The organism is Kitasatospora sp. NPDC058444, from assembly GCF_042721415.1.
Classification (GTDB): Bacteria; Actinomycetota; Actinomycetes; order Streptomycetales; family Streptomycetaceae; genus Kitasatospora.
Genome location: NZ_JBHXLL010000010.1, coordinates 1 through 14,901 on the forward strand (window position 1 = coordinate 1; position 14,901 = coordinate 14,901).

Genomic DNA, 14,901 nt, shown 5'->3' on the forward strand with positions numbered 1-14,901 from the left:
CCTCCGGGGCGGTCCCCCGGAGGAGCCCGGCCGCCCCGCGGCATGCGAAAGCCGAGCCCGGGACGCTGCCAACTCCCGGACTCGGCGGTAACGGTGACGAGCCGTCAGCAGACTACAGGCACATCCACCGTGGCCGGCACCTGGCCGCTCCAGAAGCCCTCGACGTCGAAGGAGACGTGCACGGTGGAACCGCAGGACACGGTGGCCGAGATGCCGTCGACCCGCACCGTGGACACCTGGAACACGGTGCGGCCGTTCACCGCGCCGAGCGAGGCGCCGCCGGCCACGTTGGCCGACAGGTGGGTCACCAGCTCCTTCGGCGCCGGCGGCCACGGGGTGCCCGGGGAGGGCGGGCCGGCCAGGCCGATCTTGCCGTAGATCGCGACGCTGTCACCGGTCACGTCGGCGCAGGCGTAGGTGGCCAGGCCGGCCTGGAGGCTGGAGTAGCCGCAGGTGGTGACGGTGGTGGCGGCCGGGGCCGGGGCCGCGGCGAACGCGGGAACGGGGGCCGAGAGCAGGGCGGCGGCACCGACGGCGCCGGCGGCGATCCGGGCTATCCGGTTCATGGGGTTCCTCCTTGAAGGGGGACGGGACGGACTGGGACAGGTGGTGTGGCACATATGACATTTCATAGGTCCACGACAGGAACTTTGCCATGCGATTCCTGTGTCCTGACCCCGGTTTACCCTTGGAAGCGAGGCCTCGACTGAAATCAGACCTTCAATGGCGCAATCACCCTGGACCGGCAGAACTTCCGCACCCGCGCGGGCAACGCCCACGTGGAGGCCGGGTGAACCGCATCCGAACCGTCCGGCCGGGCCCGCGTCCCCGACGGCCCGGGCGGACCCCGGCCGGCTCAGCCCAGCGCACCGCGCAGGGCGTCGACCCGGGCGACGGCCTCGGTGAAGGCGTGCCGGTCCAGGCGGCCGTCGTCCAGGGCGGCGGCCAGGGCCTCGGTGGCCTCCTGGGCCTGCCGGGGGTCGCGGGCGGAGCAGAGCAGCAGGTCCATCCCGGCGCCGGCGGCGGCCAGGGCGCGGTCGCCGGTGCCGCCGTACGGGGCGAGCGCCTCGGCCTCCATGGCGTCGGTGACGGTCACGCCGTCGAAGCCGAGCCGGCCGCGCAGCTCGCCCTGGATGATCGTGGGCGAGAACCCGGCCGGGTGGTCCGGGTCCAGCGCCGGGTAGACCGCCCACGAGGCCATCACCAGCCGTACGCCCGCCGCGATGGCCGCCCGGTACGGGGCCTCGCCCCGGGAGCGGAGCTGCGACAGCGGGACGTTCAGGGTGACGGGGCGCTCGTCGGTGTTCTCCCCCCGGGGCGCGGCACCGAGGCCGGGGAAGTGCTTGGCGGTCGCGGCCACGCCGAGGCCCTGCTGGGCGGCGAGGAAGGCACTGCCCGACTCCGCGACCTTGGCCGGGTCCTGGCTGTAGGAACGCTCGGAGTGGTCGATGAAGTTGTCCGGCTTGTCGTAGACGTCGAGCACCGGGGCGAGGTTGAGGTTCAGCCCGGCGTCGGCGAGGGTCCGCGCGGCGCCGGCCCCGGAGTCCGCGGCCGCGAAGACCGGGTCCGACGCCAACCCGACGCGGCGGGCGGAGAGTTCGGGCGCACCGGGCAGCCGGCGGACCTTGCCGCCCTCCTGGTCGGTCATCAGCAGCAGCGTGCGCGGGTGCGGCGCCTCGGCCGCTGCCTGCTTCAACTCCGCTACCGCCTGGGCGAGTTGCTCCGGACTGGTGACGTTCTCGCCGAACAGGATCACCCCGGCGGCCCGCCCCTCCCGGATCGTCCGGAGCACCTCGGCGGGCGGTGTCGGCCCGGAGTACGACAGCACGATCCGCCGCCCGGCGAGCGTCCGGGAGTCCTCCTGCTCCTGGCCGGCCATCGTCGTGTTCCTCTCGTTCGCCGTGCCCGGAGCGTCCGGGCCTCCCGGACCTCCCGGGGTTCCCTGAGCACCCGGAGTTCCCGGAGTGTTCGAAGCGCTCGGAGCGCCGTGCGGCCGGGCGGGCGAGCCGACCGGCACCGGGCCGAGCGCGATCCCCATGACGGCCAGCACCACCCCGAACTGGGCGAGACTTCGGAACGGGGCCATTCGGCCTCCCGGGTCGACAGGTGACTTCGGCATGTCAACGTACCCAGGGGTCCGGCGGGGCACTCCCCCGCACACCGGATTCATCCGATAGTCAGCCTTAATATCCTCAAGCCGACACCCCCGAACGCCGGACCAGTCGCCCCAGGACGGCGACCCCCTCCGCGATCTCCGCCGCCGAACCCGCCGCGTACCCGAGCACCAGGCCGGGCGGGTACGGAAGCCGGGCGTGCCAGGACAACGGCTGCACCTTGACCCCCTCGGCCAGGGCGGCGGCGGCCAGCTCGGTGTCGCCGCGGCCGGGTTCCTCCGGAAGCGTCAGCATCAGGTGAAGGCCCGCCGCCGCGCCGTGCACGGTGGCTCGCGGCAGGTGGGTGCGGATCGCGGCGATCATGGCGTCCCGGCGGCGCCGGTGGCGGCGGCGCAGCAGCCGCAGGTGGCGGTCGAGCTCGCCGGACTCCATCAGTCGGGCGAGGACCAGCTGGGGCAGCACCGGGTTGCCGAGATCCGCGAAGCGCTTGGCGTCCAGGACGGCCTCCCGCAGCCGGGCCGGGACCAGCAGCCACCCGGTGCGCAGCGCCGGAGCGAGCAGCTTGGAGATGCTGCCCGCGTAGCAGACCCGGTCCGGCAGGGCGGCGCGCAGGGCCGGGACGGGCGGACGGTCGTAGCGGTGCTCGGCGTCGTAGTCGTCCTCGATGACCAGGCCGCCCTCCTCCGCCCAGCGCAGCAGTTCGCGCCGCCGGTCGCCGCCGAGCACGACGCCGGTCGGGTACTGGTGGGCGGGAGTGAGCAGGACGGCCGGGGCGCCGGTGGCGCGCAGCGCGTCGGCCCGGATGCCCTCGGCGTCGACCGGGACCGGCGGGGTGGCGGAGAGCCAGTGGGCGAGGTGCTGCCGGGCGCCGAGCGAGCCCGGGTCCTCGACCGCGACCTCGTCGATGCCCGCCCGCCCGAGGGCGCGGCCGAGCAGCGCGAGCGCCTGGGCCGTGCCGGCGACGATCAGCACCTCGTCCGGATCGGCGCGGATGCCCCGGTTGCGGGCCAGCCAGTGGGCGACGGCCCGGCGCAGGGCCGGGGTGCCGCGCACGTCGCCGTAGCCGAGGTCGGACGCGGCGAGGCCGTCGAGGACGGCGCGTTCGGCGCGCAGCCAGGCGGTGCGGGGGAATGCCGCGAGGTCGGGCACGCCCGGGGTGAGGTCGATCCGGGCGGGGGTGCCGCGCAGCAGGTCGAAGACCTCGGGGGCGGGATCGGCCCGGAACAGCGCGGACGCCGGGCGGGGCGGTTCCGCCAGCGGTGCCACGGGCGCGTCCGCCGGTGCCGCGGGGGCCGCGACCACGACCGTGCCGCCCCGCCCGCGGCCGGCGACCTGCCCCTCCTCGGCAAGGCGCCGGTAGGCGTCGGTCACCACCCCGCGGGAGACACCGAGTTCGGCCGCCAGCACCCGGCCGGCGGGCAGCCGGGTGCCGACCGGGAGCCGCCCGTCGGCGACGGCCGCGCGCAGCCGGCCGGTCAGCCAGTCGGTGAGTCCGCCGGGCGGGGCGTCGGCGGTGTCGAGCTGCAGGAAGTCGGCGCCGGCCTCTTTGGACCGGTCGGGTTCCGTCACTTTGGACCTGTTCACCGGACCATAGTGGCGGCGAGGGTGGGGCCATGACCACGGAAACGCCCAGGCCCACGGAAACGCCCAGGCCCACGGAATCGGCCGCACCGGAGCACCCCGACGGCCACGACGACCACGAGGGCCACCACGACTACGTCCACGGCTACTCGCAGACCGAGGCGCGGCGCCTCGGCGACCAGGCCGACACCCTCGCCGAACTGCTGCACGCCGGCACCGCGTACCCGGCCGGCAGCCGGGTGCTGGAGGCGGGCTGCGGAGTGGGGGCGCAGACCGTGCACCTGTTGGCCGCCAACCCGGGGATCCGGCTGACGGCGGCGGACCTCTCGGCGGAGTCGCTGGACCGGGCCCGCGCCCGGGTCGCCGCGCAGGCGCCCGCCGCGGACGTCACCTGGCACCACGGCGACCTGCACCGACTGCCGTTCCCGGACGCCTCGTTCGACCACGTCTTCCTGTGCTTCGTGCTGGAGCACCTGCCTGACCCGGCGGCCGGGCTGGCGGCGCTGCGCCGGGTGCTGCGGCCGGGCGGGACGATCACCGTGGTCGAGGGCGACCACGGCTCGGCCTTCTTCCACCCCGAGGGCCCGGCGGCCCGGCGCACCATCGACCACCTGGTCCGACTGCAGGCACGGGCGGGCGGCGACGGCCTGCTCGGGCGCCGCCTCCACCCGCTGCTGACCGCGGCCGGCTTCGCCCGGGTGTCGGTCCGGCCGCGCACGGTCTACGCCGACGAGGCCCGCCCGGCGCTGGTGGAGGGCTTCACCCTGCGGACCTTCGTCGCGATGGTCGAGTCCGTCCGGAGCGAGGCGCTGGCCGCCGGGCTGACCACCCCGGAGGCCTTCGACCAGGGCATCGCGGAGCTGCGCCGCGCGGCCGGGCCGGGCGGGACCTTCCACTACGCCTTCTTCAAGGCGGTGGCGGTCAGGCCGTAGTCCTGACGCAAGGCCGCCTGGGTCGGGGCGGGGCGGGACGGTCTCCGACGGGCGCGGAGCCCGCGGGCGGGGTGGTGGACGGGGGTCTCGACCGCGCCCGCGGGAGCCGCCGACGCGGCGTCTCGGCGACCCACCGGCCACCGGCCCACCGGCGCGCCGACCTGCCGACCTGCCGGGCACAGGCGCGGACCGGACTACTCCGGGCTGTCCCCGAGGTCAGCCAGCAGGGTGCGCATCACCTCGACGAGCGCGGTCCGCTGCCCCTCGCCGAGGCCCGCCAGCATGCGGTGCTCGGTGGCGAGGTGGTCCGGCAGCGCGCGGTCGATCAGGGCGTGTCCCTCGGGGGTGAGGGCGACCTCGCGACTGCGGCCGTCCTGGTCGCTGCGGGTGCGGGTGACCAGGCCGCGGGCCTCCAGCCGGTCCAGGCGCTGGGTGATGGCGCCGGAGGTGACCATCGCGGACTGCATCAGTCCGGTGGGGGTGAGGCGGTACGGCGGGCCGCTGCGCTTGAGGGTGGCGAGGACGTCGAAGGAGGCGGCGTCCAGTCCGTGCTCGGCGAAGGTGCGGTTGAGTTCCGCGTCCACCAGCCGGTAGAGGCGTTTGAGCCGGCCGAACACCTCCATCGGGGAGACGTCCAGGTCGGGGCGCTCGGCGCCCCACTGCGCGACGATGCGGTCCACATGATCTGCCACGGGTTCAGGGTAGCGATCCCGACCAGATTCCTTAGCGATGAGGTAACTGTGAGCCACATCACTCACCCGATCCGGCGAAGAATGTCTTAGCGCTGAGATACATTGCCTTAGTGCTAAGAAATCGCCTCGCCCTCGTCCTGATGACGGCCCTCGCCCCGGCGGTCTGGGGCACGACCTACCTGGCCACCACCGAACTCCTGCCGCCCGGCCGCCCGCTGCTCGCCGCCGTCATCCGCTGCCTGCCCGCAGGGCTGCTCCTCGTCGCCCTCACCCGCCGCCTGCCGCAGGGCAGTTGGTGGTGGCGCTCGCTGATCCTCGGCGCCCTCAACATCGGGGTGTTCCAGGCGCTGCTCTTCATCGCCGCCTACCGTCTGCCCGGCGGCATCGCGGCCACCGTCGGTGCCGTCCAGCCACTGGTCACCGCCGGGCTCTCGGCCCTGGTCCTCGGCGACCGGCTCACCCTGCGCACCGTGCTGGCCGGCATCGCGGGCGTCGCGGGCGTCAGCCTGCTGGTGCTGCGGGCCAATGCCGAGCTGGACGCCGTCGGGGTGCTCGCCGCGCTCGGCGGCGCCGTGGTGATGGCCGCCGGCATCGTCCTCTCCAAGCGCTGGGTCTCCCCCGCGCCGATGCTCGCCACCACCGGCTGGCAGCTCACCGCCGGCGGACTGCTGCTGGTACCGGTCACGCTGCTCACCGAGGGCGCGCCACCGTCCCACTACACCCTCGCCAATGTGCTCGGCTACACCTACCTCTGCCTGATCGGCGCGGCCGTCACCTATGCGCTCTGGTTCCGGGGGCTCCGCGAGCTGCCGCCGACCTCGGTCTCCTTCCTCTCACTGCTCAGCCCGGTGGTCGCCACCCTGCTCGGCTGGCTCGCGCTCGGCCAGGACCTCAGCCCGCTCCAGGCACTCGGCGCGCTGGTCGTGCTCGGCTCGCTGATCGCCGCCCAGACCCAACGGCCGCGCACCGCACCGGAGTCGGCGCCCGAAGCCGATCCGGCCGGCACCGCTCAGCCCGTCCGCACGGCCGTCTGACCCCGTCCCGCCACCACCGTTCACACCACCGTTCCCAGCACCACGAATTCCTCGGGGAGTACCACCATGCGCATCACCGTGTTCGGCGCCACCGGCAACGTCGGCAGCCGGGTCGTGGCCGAGGCCCTGGCCCGCGGCCACCAGGTCACCGCCGTCGTACGGGACCCGGCCAAGCCTCACGGACTGCCGTCCGCCGCCGACGTGGTCGTCGGCGACGCCCGCAACCCCGAGGACGTCGCCCGGATCGCGGCCGGACAGGACGTGGTGGTCACCGCCACCCGTCCGGTGCCCGGCAGCGAGCACGAGTTGGCCATCGCCACCAAGGGCCTGCTGGCCGGGATCGCCGGCACCGGCGTGCGGCTGCTGGCCGTCGGCGGCGCGGGCAGCCTGCTCGTCCCTGGCGGCGGCGGAACCACCCTGGTCGACAGCCCCGGGTTCCCCGACGAGATCCGGCCGATCGCCCTGGCCTGCGGCGAGCAGCTCGATCACTACCGCGCCGCGGGCCCGGACGTCGACTGGACGTACCTGAGCCCGGCCGCACTGCTGGAGCCCGGCGTGCGCACCGGACGGTACCGGACCGGCCGCGACGAGTTGCTGGTCGACGCCGAGGGCGACTCGGCGATCTCCATGGAGGACCTCTCCGTCGCGCTCCTCGACGAGGTCGAGCGGCCCGCTCACCGCGGGGCCCGCTTCACCGCCGCCTACTGAGCGCCTGGCCGCCTGGCTACCCGGTCGCCGGCCACCTCCGCCACCCGGTCACCTGGTCACCCGGTCACCCGGTCACCCGGTCACCTGGAGCCGCCATCCCGGCGGGGGTGTACCCAGCACCACCCCGAAGACGGCAGTGGGGATGATCGATCATCAGCCCGGAGCCGGACAGGATCGTTCCCGTGACCAAAACCGCAGCCCCCGGCACCACCTCGAGCACCGCCCACGCCGGCTCAGCCCCGCAGGAAGCAGCCGCGGCGGCCGGGCGCGCACCCCGCGCCCGGCACGCCCGCCGCGCCCGCCGCGCCGCCCTGGCCGTCGCCGCCGCCGTCCTGGCCGGCCTGGCCGCGCCCACCACCGCGGGCGCGGCCACCGGCCGCGACCCGGGCGACGCCGACCCCGTGCCCGCCCGCTACACCCACCAGACCCTCGACTGGCAGCCCTGCGCCAAGAAGCCCGCCCTGGACTGCGCCACCATGACCGCCCCGCGCGACTGGCACCACGCCGGCGTCGGGGCCGATCTGACCATCGCCGTCTCCCGGCACCGCGCCACCGACCCGGCCTCGCGCAAGGGCACCCTGCTGATGGCGGCCGGCGGACCCGGCGGCACCGGCCTGCTGCGCCCGGCCAATCTGGCCGGCGGCGCCCCGGCGGTCGCCGCCGCGTACGACATCGTCGGCTTCGACCAGCGCGGGGTCGGCGAGAGCACCAAGGCGGTCTGCCAGACCCAGGAGGAGTTCCAGGACTTCCTGGCCGGCGACTACCGCGATCAGTCACCCGCCGCGGTCGACCGAGTCATCGCCAACTCCAGGAAGCTGGCAGCCAGTTGCCAGGAGCGCAGCGGCGATCTGATCCCCTACCTCACCACCGAGCAGACCGCCCACGACATCGACCTCTTCCGCGGCCTGCTCGGCGAGCGCAAGCTCAGCTACTACGGCCCCTCCTACGCCTCGATGATCGGCGCCTACTACGCGACGCTCTTCCCGCACCGGGTCGAACGGATGGTGCTGGACAGCAACATCGGCTTCGACGGCACCTGGGAGACCTTCGAGCTGGGACAGCCGATGAGCTTCCAGCGCCGCTTCGACGAGGACTTCGTGCCCTGGCTCGCGGCCCGGGACGCCACCTACCACTGGGGCTCGACGCCGGAGCAGGTGCGGGCGCACTGGGAGCAGCGGCGTGCCGCGCTGCACGACTCCCCGATCGTCGAGGGCTCGGTGACGATCGGCCCGAACCAGCTGGACAGCCTCGCCATGTCGGCGATCTACCGGGCGTCCGACTTCCCGGACCTGGCCCGGATCCTGGCCGCCGTCGACAACTGGCCGAGCGTCGACCCGGCGACCAGGACGGCGGCCGCGCAGGCCTTCGCCGGCTACCTCAGCCCGCAGTTCCTCGCCGAGTACTTCGCGGTGACCTGCAACGACACCCCGTGGACCAGGGACCTGGACGTCTGGATCGAGCGCGGCGCCGAGAACACCGCCCGCTGGCCGCTGGCCGGCGCCCGGACGCTCGCCTTCAGCGCGGTCTGCGCCTCGTGGCCGGTCGCCCCGGCGCCCGAGGTCAAGGTGACCGGCGCCCGTCTGCCGGCCACGCTGATGCTCAACTCGGTGCACGATCCGGCGACGTACTACGAGGCGGCGCTCGGCGCCCATCGCGCGCTGCGCGGCTCCAGGCTGGTCACCGTCACCGGGAACGGCGACCACGGCCAGTACCCCACGTCCAACACCTGCGTCAGCGGGGTGGTCGAGCGCTACCTGCTGGACGACAAGGCACCCGCTCGCGACCTCACCTGCCCGTCTCCGCAGGCGGGTTGACCGACCCCTTCGGTCAACTCCCGCTCCGGGCCCGGAGCCTGGTCCGGAGCCAGGAGAATCCGACGGCCAGCCCGACGAAGCCCCCGACGGCGAGCTTGATCCCGGCCTTGGCGACGATCCAGCCGATCCCCGGCGCGGACCAGCCCAGCCAGTGGAACACCGCCAGCAGCACCGCGGCGCCGCAGAGCGCCACGAGCACGGTGATCGCGACGGCCGCGGCCCGCGGGAGCTCCCGCGGGCCGTCGGCGTGCTCCCCCGCAGGCGTCTCGTCCGCGCCGGCGGTCGGACCGTTCACCACGTCGTTCGTACCCCCCTCAGTCATGGGGGCGATCATACGGCGTCAGCGGCGGGCGTGGTGGGTGTCGCCGAGGTGCTCGCCGGTCTCTCCGTCGGCGAAGCTGACGGCCAGGGTGACGCGGTACTCGTGGACGTCCTCCCGGTGGCCCGGCACCCGCGCCCACGCCAGCGAGTGCACCTCGGCCTCGGGGGCCTGCCGACACCAGGCGGCGGCCTCCTCCAGGGCGGTGGCGGCCGACCGCCCGGTGCACACCACCGCGGTGTACGCGGCGACCGCGACGTCCCCACCGGAGCGGCGGGTGCGCGACACCGCCCGGACGGCCGCGGCGGCCTGGGTCAGGTCACGGGCCAGGTCGTCCACCACCCGAGGGGGCGCCGGCAGGACGACCGCCCCCTCGGCGAGGGTCTCCGGCAGGTTGGCGCTCACGGTCTGGACCTCCATCCGCATCATCACGCGGCACAGCATGCAGGGCGGTGATTCCTGGCATGCCCATTTTCACCAGAACGTCACCCGTCCAGGGCGTAGTCGGTGCCATCATCTGGCGCCCCTGCGCCCGGCCTGGTAGGGGGCGCCACCCCCAGCCGCCGACGTTCCGGCAGGTCAGGAGGGTGGACGACGGGCGGCGCCGGGGAGCCCGAAACACCGCGCACGCACCACCCCTGTGCTCCGAACCGCCGGTTCGGCGCCGGGGTGCGCCCGTCCCACCGCCGTTGTCCTCTCAGTCAACTTCTCGTACCGACAGGCGAGTTGGTTCCGGACGACAGTCGGGGAAGCGGCATTCGACGAAGGCTCCGAAACGGCACGGGGCCCGGCCGCACCCCCACTGAGGTGCCGAGTTAACCCCTCGGGGGGCTCCGGTCCGCCTCCCGGTCACCCTGTCCCTGTCAGATCGTCGTGATACTAATCGTCCCGGCGGCGGGCCTGGTCCACAGCTGGACGGGCACGATGACGACAGCTCAACCGTTCCGGGAGGGTCCGGGCGGCAACGGGGAGGGGTAGCGGATGACGGTGCGGATCGGCAAGGCCAGGGGCGGGCGGAAGCTCCGGATCGGCAAGCGGCTCACGGGCACGGCGGCGGCCTTCGTCGCGCTCGCCGCGCTGACCGGCTCCCAGGTGACGGGCATCGGGCTCGCCCCGGTCGCGGTCGCCGACGCCGGTGCGGCCGGTGGCGCCGACGGCCAGGACGTCGGCCGCTCGCTTCCCGGAGGCCCCTCAACCGACCTTCCCGGCACCTTCGGCACCGGCGTTCCGGCCGACGGCGGCGGCACCGTCCAGCTCCCGCAGCCGCCCGGCTCGCTGCCCGGCCTGCCCTCGGCCGGTCCGTTCGCGGCCACCGGGCCCGCGCTGCCCGCCACCGTCCTCGCCGCCTACCACCGGGCCGAGGCCTCGCTGGCGCAGCGCTCGCCGGGCTGCCACCTGCCCTGGCAGCTGCTCGCCGCGATCGGCCAGGTCGAGTCCGGCCAGGCCAACGGCGGTCAGGTGGACGCCGCGGGCACGACCCTGACGCCGATTCTCGGCCCGGCGCTGGACGGCAACGGCTTCGCCGCGATAGCCGACACCGACGGCGGCCGCTACGACGGCGACTCCCGCTGGGACCGCGCCGTCGGGCCGATGCAGTTCATCCCCTCCACCTGGGCCTCCTGGGGCGCGGACGCCAACGGCGACGGCAAGGCCGACCCGAACAACGTCTTCGACGCCACCGAGACCGCCGGCCGTTACCTCTGCGCGGGCGGCCGCGACCTCGCCGACCCGGCGCAGCTCGACCGGGCGGTGCTCAGCTACAACAACTCGGGCGAGTACCTGCGGACGGTGCGCAACTGGATGGCGCACTACGGCAGCGGCACGGTGACCAGCGTCCCGAACCGCCCCGGATCCCCGGCGTCGCCCGTCGCGCCGTCCACGCCGAACCTGCCGGGTGCCCCGAGCCTCCCGGGCGGCGGTGGCGCGACCACGACGCCGCCCACCGCGGAGCCGCAGCCGACCACCCCGGTCACGCCGACCCCGGACCAGTCGCCGAGCCCCCAGCCGACGACGACCCCGAGCGCCACCGCCACGCCCACGCCCGGCGGTTCGACCTCGCCCTCCGCGACGCCGACGACCACCCCGAGCGGCGGCACCTCCCCGACGGCGACCCCGACCGGCACGCCCACGGGCACCCCGACCGGTACGCCCACCGCCTGCCCGGACCCGACGGCCACGCCCACCGGCACGCCCACCCCGACGGGCTCGCCGTCCCCGACGGCCACGCCCACCGGCACCCCGACGGCGACGCCCCTCCCGGGCTGCCCCACCCCCACCCCGACCGCGACGCAGACCCCGGGGGCGGCGCCCAGCACCATCCCCAGCCCGGCGTTCTCGCCGTCGGCGGCCCCGACGAAGTGAGCTGAGGGGCGCGGTTCCCTCCCCGGAACCGCGCCCCACCGCTTGTCACGGCCCTCCGCCGTCCCACGGGCCCGACTTTTCACGGGCCCCAACTCTTCGCGGGCGCCGACTCTTCACGGGCGCCGACTCTTCGCGGCCGCTACGGCGCCTGGGCCGCGCGGTGCTCGCGCCAGCGGCCCAGCATCCCGTGCAGTTCGTCGATCATGAACTCGAAGAAGGCGGCGCTCTCCGCCAGCCGCTCCCCCGCCACCGTGCCGGCGCCGACGGTGGCCTCGCCGTCCCGCAGCACCCGGATCCAGCGCAGCATGTTCTCGTCACGCCGGGTCAGCGACTCGAACCAGACGTCGTCGAGCACCCGGTAGCGGTCCCGCCGGGAACCGGGCTCGCGCTCCTTGGCGACCAGGCCGACCTGGATGAGGTAGCGCATCGCGCCGGAGACGGCCGCCGGGCTGATCCGCAGCCGCTGGGAGAGCTCGGCGGAGGTGAGCACCCCGCTCTCCTCCGCCATCAGGCAGGAGAAGATCCGGGACGGCATCCGGCCCATGCCCGCGACCACCAGCTCCGCGGCGAAGCGCTCGACGAAGTCCGACACCGGCGTGTCCTCGCGCTGCTCCTCGGGCTTCCCCGGCCCCTTCGTTCCCCGCACCACCCTGAGCCCCTTTCCGATGATCACTCATGATCACTCACCCGTGGTCGAACTTTAAACGCTTCCCAATCTTCACGCTTTTCTGAAACTACGGTAGCTTCACAAGCATGACCAAGGCCATCACCCTGTCCGGCCTGCGCAAGACCTTCGGCCGGACCACCGCCCTGGACGGCCTCGACCTGACCGTCGAGGCCGGCGAGGTCCACGGCTTCCTCGGGCCCAACGGCTCCGGGAAGTCCACGACCATCCGCGTCCTGCTCGGCCTGCTGCGCGCCGACGGCGGCAGCGCCCGGATGCTCGGCAAGGACCCGTGGCACGACGCCGTCGAGCTGCACCGCCGCCTCGCCTACGTGCCCGGCGACGTCGAGCTCTGGCCCAACCTCACCGGGGGCGAGGCCATCGACCTGCTCTCCCGGCTGCGCGGCCGGCCCGACCGCCACCGCCGCGACGAGCTGATCGAGCGCTTCGACCTCGACCCGACCAAGAAGGGCCGCAGCTACTCCAAGGGCAACCGGCAGAAGGTCGCCATCGTCGCCGCGCTCGCCTCCGACGCCGAACTGCTGCTGCTCGACGAGCCGACCTCCGGCCTCGACCCGCTGATGGAGGTGGTCTTCCAGGACGTCGTGCGCCAGGCCAAGCGGGAGGGCCGCACCGTCCTGCTCTCCAGTCACATCCTGGACGAGGTGGAGAAGCTGGGCGACCGGGTCAGCATCATCCGGCACGGCAGGGTCGTGCAGAGCGGCACCCTCGACGAGCTGCGCCACCTCACCCGCACCACCGTCGAGGCCCGGACCCTTCGCCCGGTCACCGGACTGGAGGCGCTGACCGGCGTGCACGGCCTGCACACCGAAGGCGACCTGGTCCGGTTCTCCGTGGACGGCGCCCAACTCGACGCCGCCGTGCGGCTCCTGAGCGCGGCCGGACTGCGCGCCCTGCTCAGCCACCCGCCCACGCTGGAGGAGCTCATGCTGCGCCACTACGGCGACGAGCTGGCCGCCAACGGGCACCGCGTCGACGGCGAGGCCCTGCGATGACCGCCACCGCCGCCGGACCGGCCGCCGGCCGCACCGCCGCACCCCGCCGCCCGGCGACCCGGACCACCCTGGCCGGCACCGCCGCGCTGCTCCGCTTCGCCCTGCGCCGCGACCGGCTGCGGCTGTCCGCCTGGGTGCTCGGCCTCTGGCTGACCACCCTGGCCAGCGCGAACAGCGTCCACACCGTCTACCCGAGCGCCGCCGACCGCGCCGCCATCGCCCACGGCTCGGCCAACCCGGCGATGCTCGCGATGAGCGGACCGGCCCACTACCTGACCGACTACACCTGGGGCGCCATGCTCAGCCACCGGCTGCTCGGCCTGCTGGCCGTCCTGGCCGGGCTGCTGAGCATCCTGACCGTCACCCGGCACACCCGGGCCGAGGAGGAGAGCGGCCGCGCCGAACTGCTCCGCTCCGCCGCCGTCGGCCGGCACGCCCCGCTCGCCGCCGCCCTGGCCACCGCCGCTGTCGCCGACCTCGCGCTCGGCCTACTGCTCGCGGCCGGCCTGCCCGCCCTCGGCATCCCCGGCCTCACCGCCGCCGGATCCGCGCTGTACGGCGCCGCGACCGCCCTCGCCGGGCTGCTGTTCGCCGCGGTGGCCGCGGTCACCGTCCAGCTCAGCGCGCACGCCCGGACCGCGTCCGGGCTCGCCCTCGCCGTGCTCGGCGGCGCCTACGCGCTGCGCGCCGCCGGGGACGCCGGCTCGGGCGCGCTCTCCTGGGCCTCCCCGATCGGCTGGCTCCAGCGCAGCTACCCCTTCGTCGACGACCGCTGGTGGCCGCTGCTGCCCGCGCTCGCCCTGACCGCCGCGACCGCCGCCGCCGGGTTCGCGCTCAGCGGCCGCCGGGACCACGGCGCCGGCCTGCGCGCCGCCCGTCCCGGCCCGCCCACCGGCAGCCCGGCCCTGGGCACCCCGTTCGGTCTCGCGCTGCGCCTGCACCGCGGCCTGCTCGGCGGCTTCGCGGTCGCCCTGCTGCTGGTCGGCGCGATGTACGGCTCGCTGCTCGGCGACGCCGAATCGATGCTGGGCGACGTCGACCGGATCCGGGAGGCGCTGGACCGGCTCGGCGGGCAGACCCTCGCCGACTCCTACGCCGCGCTGACCATGCTGGTGGTCGCCGTGGTCGGCGGCGTGTACGCGGTGCTGGCCACGCTGCGCCCGCGCGGCGAGGAGAGCGCCGGACGGGCGGTGCCGGTGCTGGCCACCGGCGTGTCACGGTCCGCCTGGCTCGGCGGGCACCTGGCGGCGGCCCTGCTCGGCTCTACCGCCGTCCTGCTCGCGGCGGGCGTGGGCTTCGGCCTGGCCGGGGCGCTGTCCAGCGGCGACGCGGGCGCGTTCCCGCGGCTGACCGGCGCGGCACTGGCCTTCGCGCCCGCCCAGTGGGTGACGGTGGGTTTCGCCGCCGCGGTGTACGGCTGGCTGCCCCGGGCCATGCCGCTGGCCTGGCTGGTGCCCGGGTACGCGTTCGTGATCGGCTACCTGGGCCCGCTGCTCGGCCTCCCCGCGGGCCTGGAGCGGCTCTCCCCGTACGGGCAGGTGCCCCGGCTCCCGGCGGCCGCGATGGACTGGACGCCGCTCGCCGTGCTCACCCTGGTCGCGGCCGCCCTGATCGTCCTGGCCCTGGCCGGGTTCCGGCGCCGCGACGTCGACTGACGCCGGGACGC

The 14,901-nt window shown here is 75.1% G+C and carries 14 protein-coding genes; 7 read left to right on the top strand and 7 right to left on the bottom strand.

Translation table 11 applies throughout. The annotated features are described in order from the left end of the window. Window positions 1-104: 104 nt before the first annotated feature. From ACFWP2_RS13730 to ACFWP2_RS13740, 3 genes are all read right to left on the bottom strand, one after another. Complete coding sequence (locus ACFWP2_RS13730; RefSeq protein WP_380450570.1) at window positions 105-566, bottom strand: hypothetical protein; 462 nt, start codon at window positions 564-566, stop codon at window positions 105-107. Window positions 567-856: 290 nt separating this feature from the next. Beyond that, the gene (locus ACFWP2_RS13735; protein WP_380450571.1) at window positions 857-1,879 is read right to left on the bottom strand and encodes a glycoside hydrolase family 3 N-terminal domain-containing protein; all 1,023 of its coding nucleotides are present in this window, start codon (window positions 1,877-1,879) and stop codon (window positions 857-859) included. A gap of 313 nt (window positions 1,880-2,192) precedes the next feature. Further along, the gene (locus ACFWP2_RS13740; RefSeq protein ID WP_380450572.1) at window positions 2,193-3,698 is read right to left on the bottom strand and encodes a PLP-dependent aminotransferase family protein; all 1,506 of its coding nucleotides are present in this window, start codon (window positions 3,696-3,698) and stop codon (window positions 2,193-2,195) included. Window positions 3,699-3,727: 29 nt separating this feature from the next. Between ACFWP2_RS13740 and ACFWP2_RS13745 the strand changes: the two genes are divergently transcribed. Further along, window positions 3,728-4,627: a methyltransferase domain-containing protein gene (locus ACFWP2_RS13745; RefSeq protein ID WP_380450573.1), complete on the top strand. Its 900-nt coding sequence runs from the start codon at window positions 3,728-3,730 to the stop codon at window positions 4,625-4,627. 194 nt (window positions 4,628-4,821) lie between these two features. Here the strand turns inward: ACFWP2_RS13745 and ACFWP2_RS13750 are convergent, their stop codons facing one another. Next, a complete protein-coding gene (locus ACFWP2_RS13750) occupies window positions 4,822-5,319 on the bottom strand; it encodes a MarR family winged helix-turn-helix transcriptional regulator (RefSeq protein ID WP_380450574.1) in 498 nt (165 codons plus the stop codon). Window positions 5,320-5,429: 110 nt separating this feature from the next. On the opposite strand from ACFWP2_RS13750, the gene ACFWP2_RS13755 reads away from it, so the two are divergent. The 3 genes from ACFWP2_RS13755 to ACFWP2_RS13765 all read left to right on the top strand — a co-directional run bounded on the left by ACFWP2_RS13755 (window position 5,430) and on the right by ACFWP2_RS13765 (window position 8,875). Next, a complete protein-coding gene (locus tag ACFWP2_RS13755; RefSeq protein WP_380450575.1) occupies window positions 5,430-6,353 on the top strand; it encodes an EamA family transporter in 924 nt (307 codons plus the stop codon). Between the two features lie 66 nt (window positions 6,354-6,419). Beyond that, window positions 6,420-7,061 carry an NAD(P)-dependent oxidoreductase gene (locus ACFWP2_RS13760; protein ID WP_380450576.1) on the top strand — a complete coding sequence of 214 codons (642 nt, stop codon included), beginning with the start codon at window positions 6,420-6,422 and terminating at the stop codon, window positions 7,059-7,061. 182 nt (window positions 7,062-7,243) lie between these two features. Next, entirely contained in the window at window positions 7,244-8,875 is a 1,632-nt protein-coding gene (locus tag ACFWP2_RS13765; protein ID WP_380450577.1) for an alpha/beta hydrolase, read from the top strand. A 13-nt stretch (window positions 8,876-8,888) separates the two neighbouring features. Here ACFWP2_RS13765 and ACFWP2_RS13770 read toward each other — a convergent pair whose 3' ends face one another. Together ACFWP2_RS13770 and ACFWP2_RS13775 are read right to left on the bottom strand one after the other, a co-directional pair. Beyond that, complete coding sequence (locus ACFWP2_RS13770) at window positions 8,889-9,197, bottom strand: hypothetical protein (RefSeq protein WP_380450578.1); 309 nt, start codon at window positions 9,195-9,197, stop codon at window positions 8,889-8,891. Window positions 9,198-9,215: 18 nt separating this feature from the next. After that, entirely contained in the window at window positions 9,216-9,626 is a 411-nt protein-coding gene (locus ACFWP2_RS13775; RefSeq protein WP_360345400.1) for a hypothetical protein, read from the bottom strand. Window positions 9,627-10,175: 549 nt separating this feature from the next. Between ACFWP2_RS13775 and ACFWP2_RS13780 the strand changes: the two genes are divergently transcribed. Continuing rightward, the gene (locus tag ACFWP2_RS13780) at window positions 10,176-11,555 is read left to right on the top strand and encodes a lytic transglycosylase domain-containing protein (RefSeq protein ID WP_380450579.1); all 1,380 of its coding nucleotides are present in this window, start codon (window positions 10,176-10,178) and stop codon (window positions 11,553-11,555) included. Window positions 11,556-11,694: 139 nt separating this feature from the next. On the opposite strand, the gene ACFWP2_RS13785 is transcribed toward ACFWP2_RS13780, so the two are convergent. Further along, the gene (locus ACFWP2_RS13785) at window positions 11,695-12,201 is read right to left on the bottom strand and encodes a GbsR/MarR family transcriptional regulator (RefSeq protein ID WP_380450580.1); all 507 of its coding nucleotides are present in this window, start codon (window positions 12,199-12,201) and stop codon (window positions 11,695-11,697) included. Window positions 12,202-12,308: 107 nt separating this feature from the next. Here ACFWP2_RS13785 and ACFWP2_RS13790 point away from each other — a divergent pair, with 107 nt between their 5' ends. Both ACFWP2_RS13790 and ACFWP2_RS13795 read left to right on the top strand, forming a co-directional pair. Then, complete coding sequence (locus tag ACFWP2_RS13790) at window positions 12,309-13,235, top strand: ABC transporter ATP-binding protein (RefSeq protein WP_380450582.1); 927 nt, start codon at window positions 12,309-12,311, stop codon at window positions 13,233-13,235. Then, window positions 13,232-14,890: an ABC transporter permease gene (locus ACFWP2_RS13795; protein ID WP_380450583.1), complete on the top strand. Its 1,659-nt coding sequence runs from the start codon at window positions 13,232-13,234 to the stop codon at window positions 14,888-14,890. Before ACFWP2_RS13790 ends, ACFWP2_RS13795 begins: the two co-directional genes overlap by 4 nt. The last annotated feature ends 11 nt before the right edge of the window (window positions 14,891-14,901 follow it).

Coding starts and splice junctions, on each gene's coding strand:
- ACFWP2_RS13730 (WP_380450570.1), bottom strand. CDS start 566: ATGAACCGGATAGCCCGGATCGCCGCCGGCGCCGTCGGTGCCGCCGCC.
- ACFWP2_RS13790 (WP_380450582.1), top strand. CDS start 12,309: ATGACCAAGGCCATCACCCTGTCCGGCCTGCGCAAGACCTTCGGCCGG.
- ACFWP2_RS13780 (WP_380450579.1), top strand. CDS start 10,176: ATGACGGTGCGGATCGGCAAGGCCAGGGGCGGGCGGAAGCTCCGGATC.
- ACFWP2_RS13745 (WP_380450573.1), top strand. CDS start 3,728: ATGACCACGGAAACGCCCAGGCCCACGGAAACGCCCAGGCCCACGGAA.
- ACFWP2_RS13735 (WP_380450571.1), bottom strand. CDS start 1,879: ATGGCCGGCCAGGAGCAGGAGGACTCCCGGACGCTCGCCGGGCGGCGG.
- ACFWP2_RS13795 (WP_380450583.1), top strand. CDS start 13,232: ATGACCGCCACCGCCGCCGGACCGGCCGCCGGCCGCACCGCCGCACCC.
- ACFWP2_RS13770 (WP_380450578.1), bottom strand. CDS start 9,197: ATGACTGAGGGGGGTACGAACGACGTGGTGAACGGTCCGACCGCCGGC.
- ACFWP2_RS13760 (WP_380450576.1), top strand. CDS start 6,420: ATGCGCATCACCGTGTTCGGCGCCACCGGCAACGTCGGCAGCCGGGTC.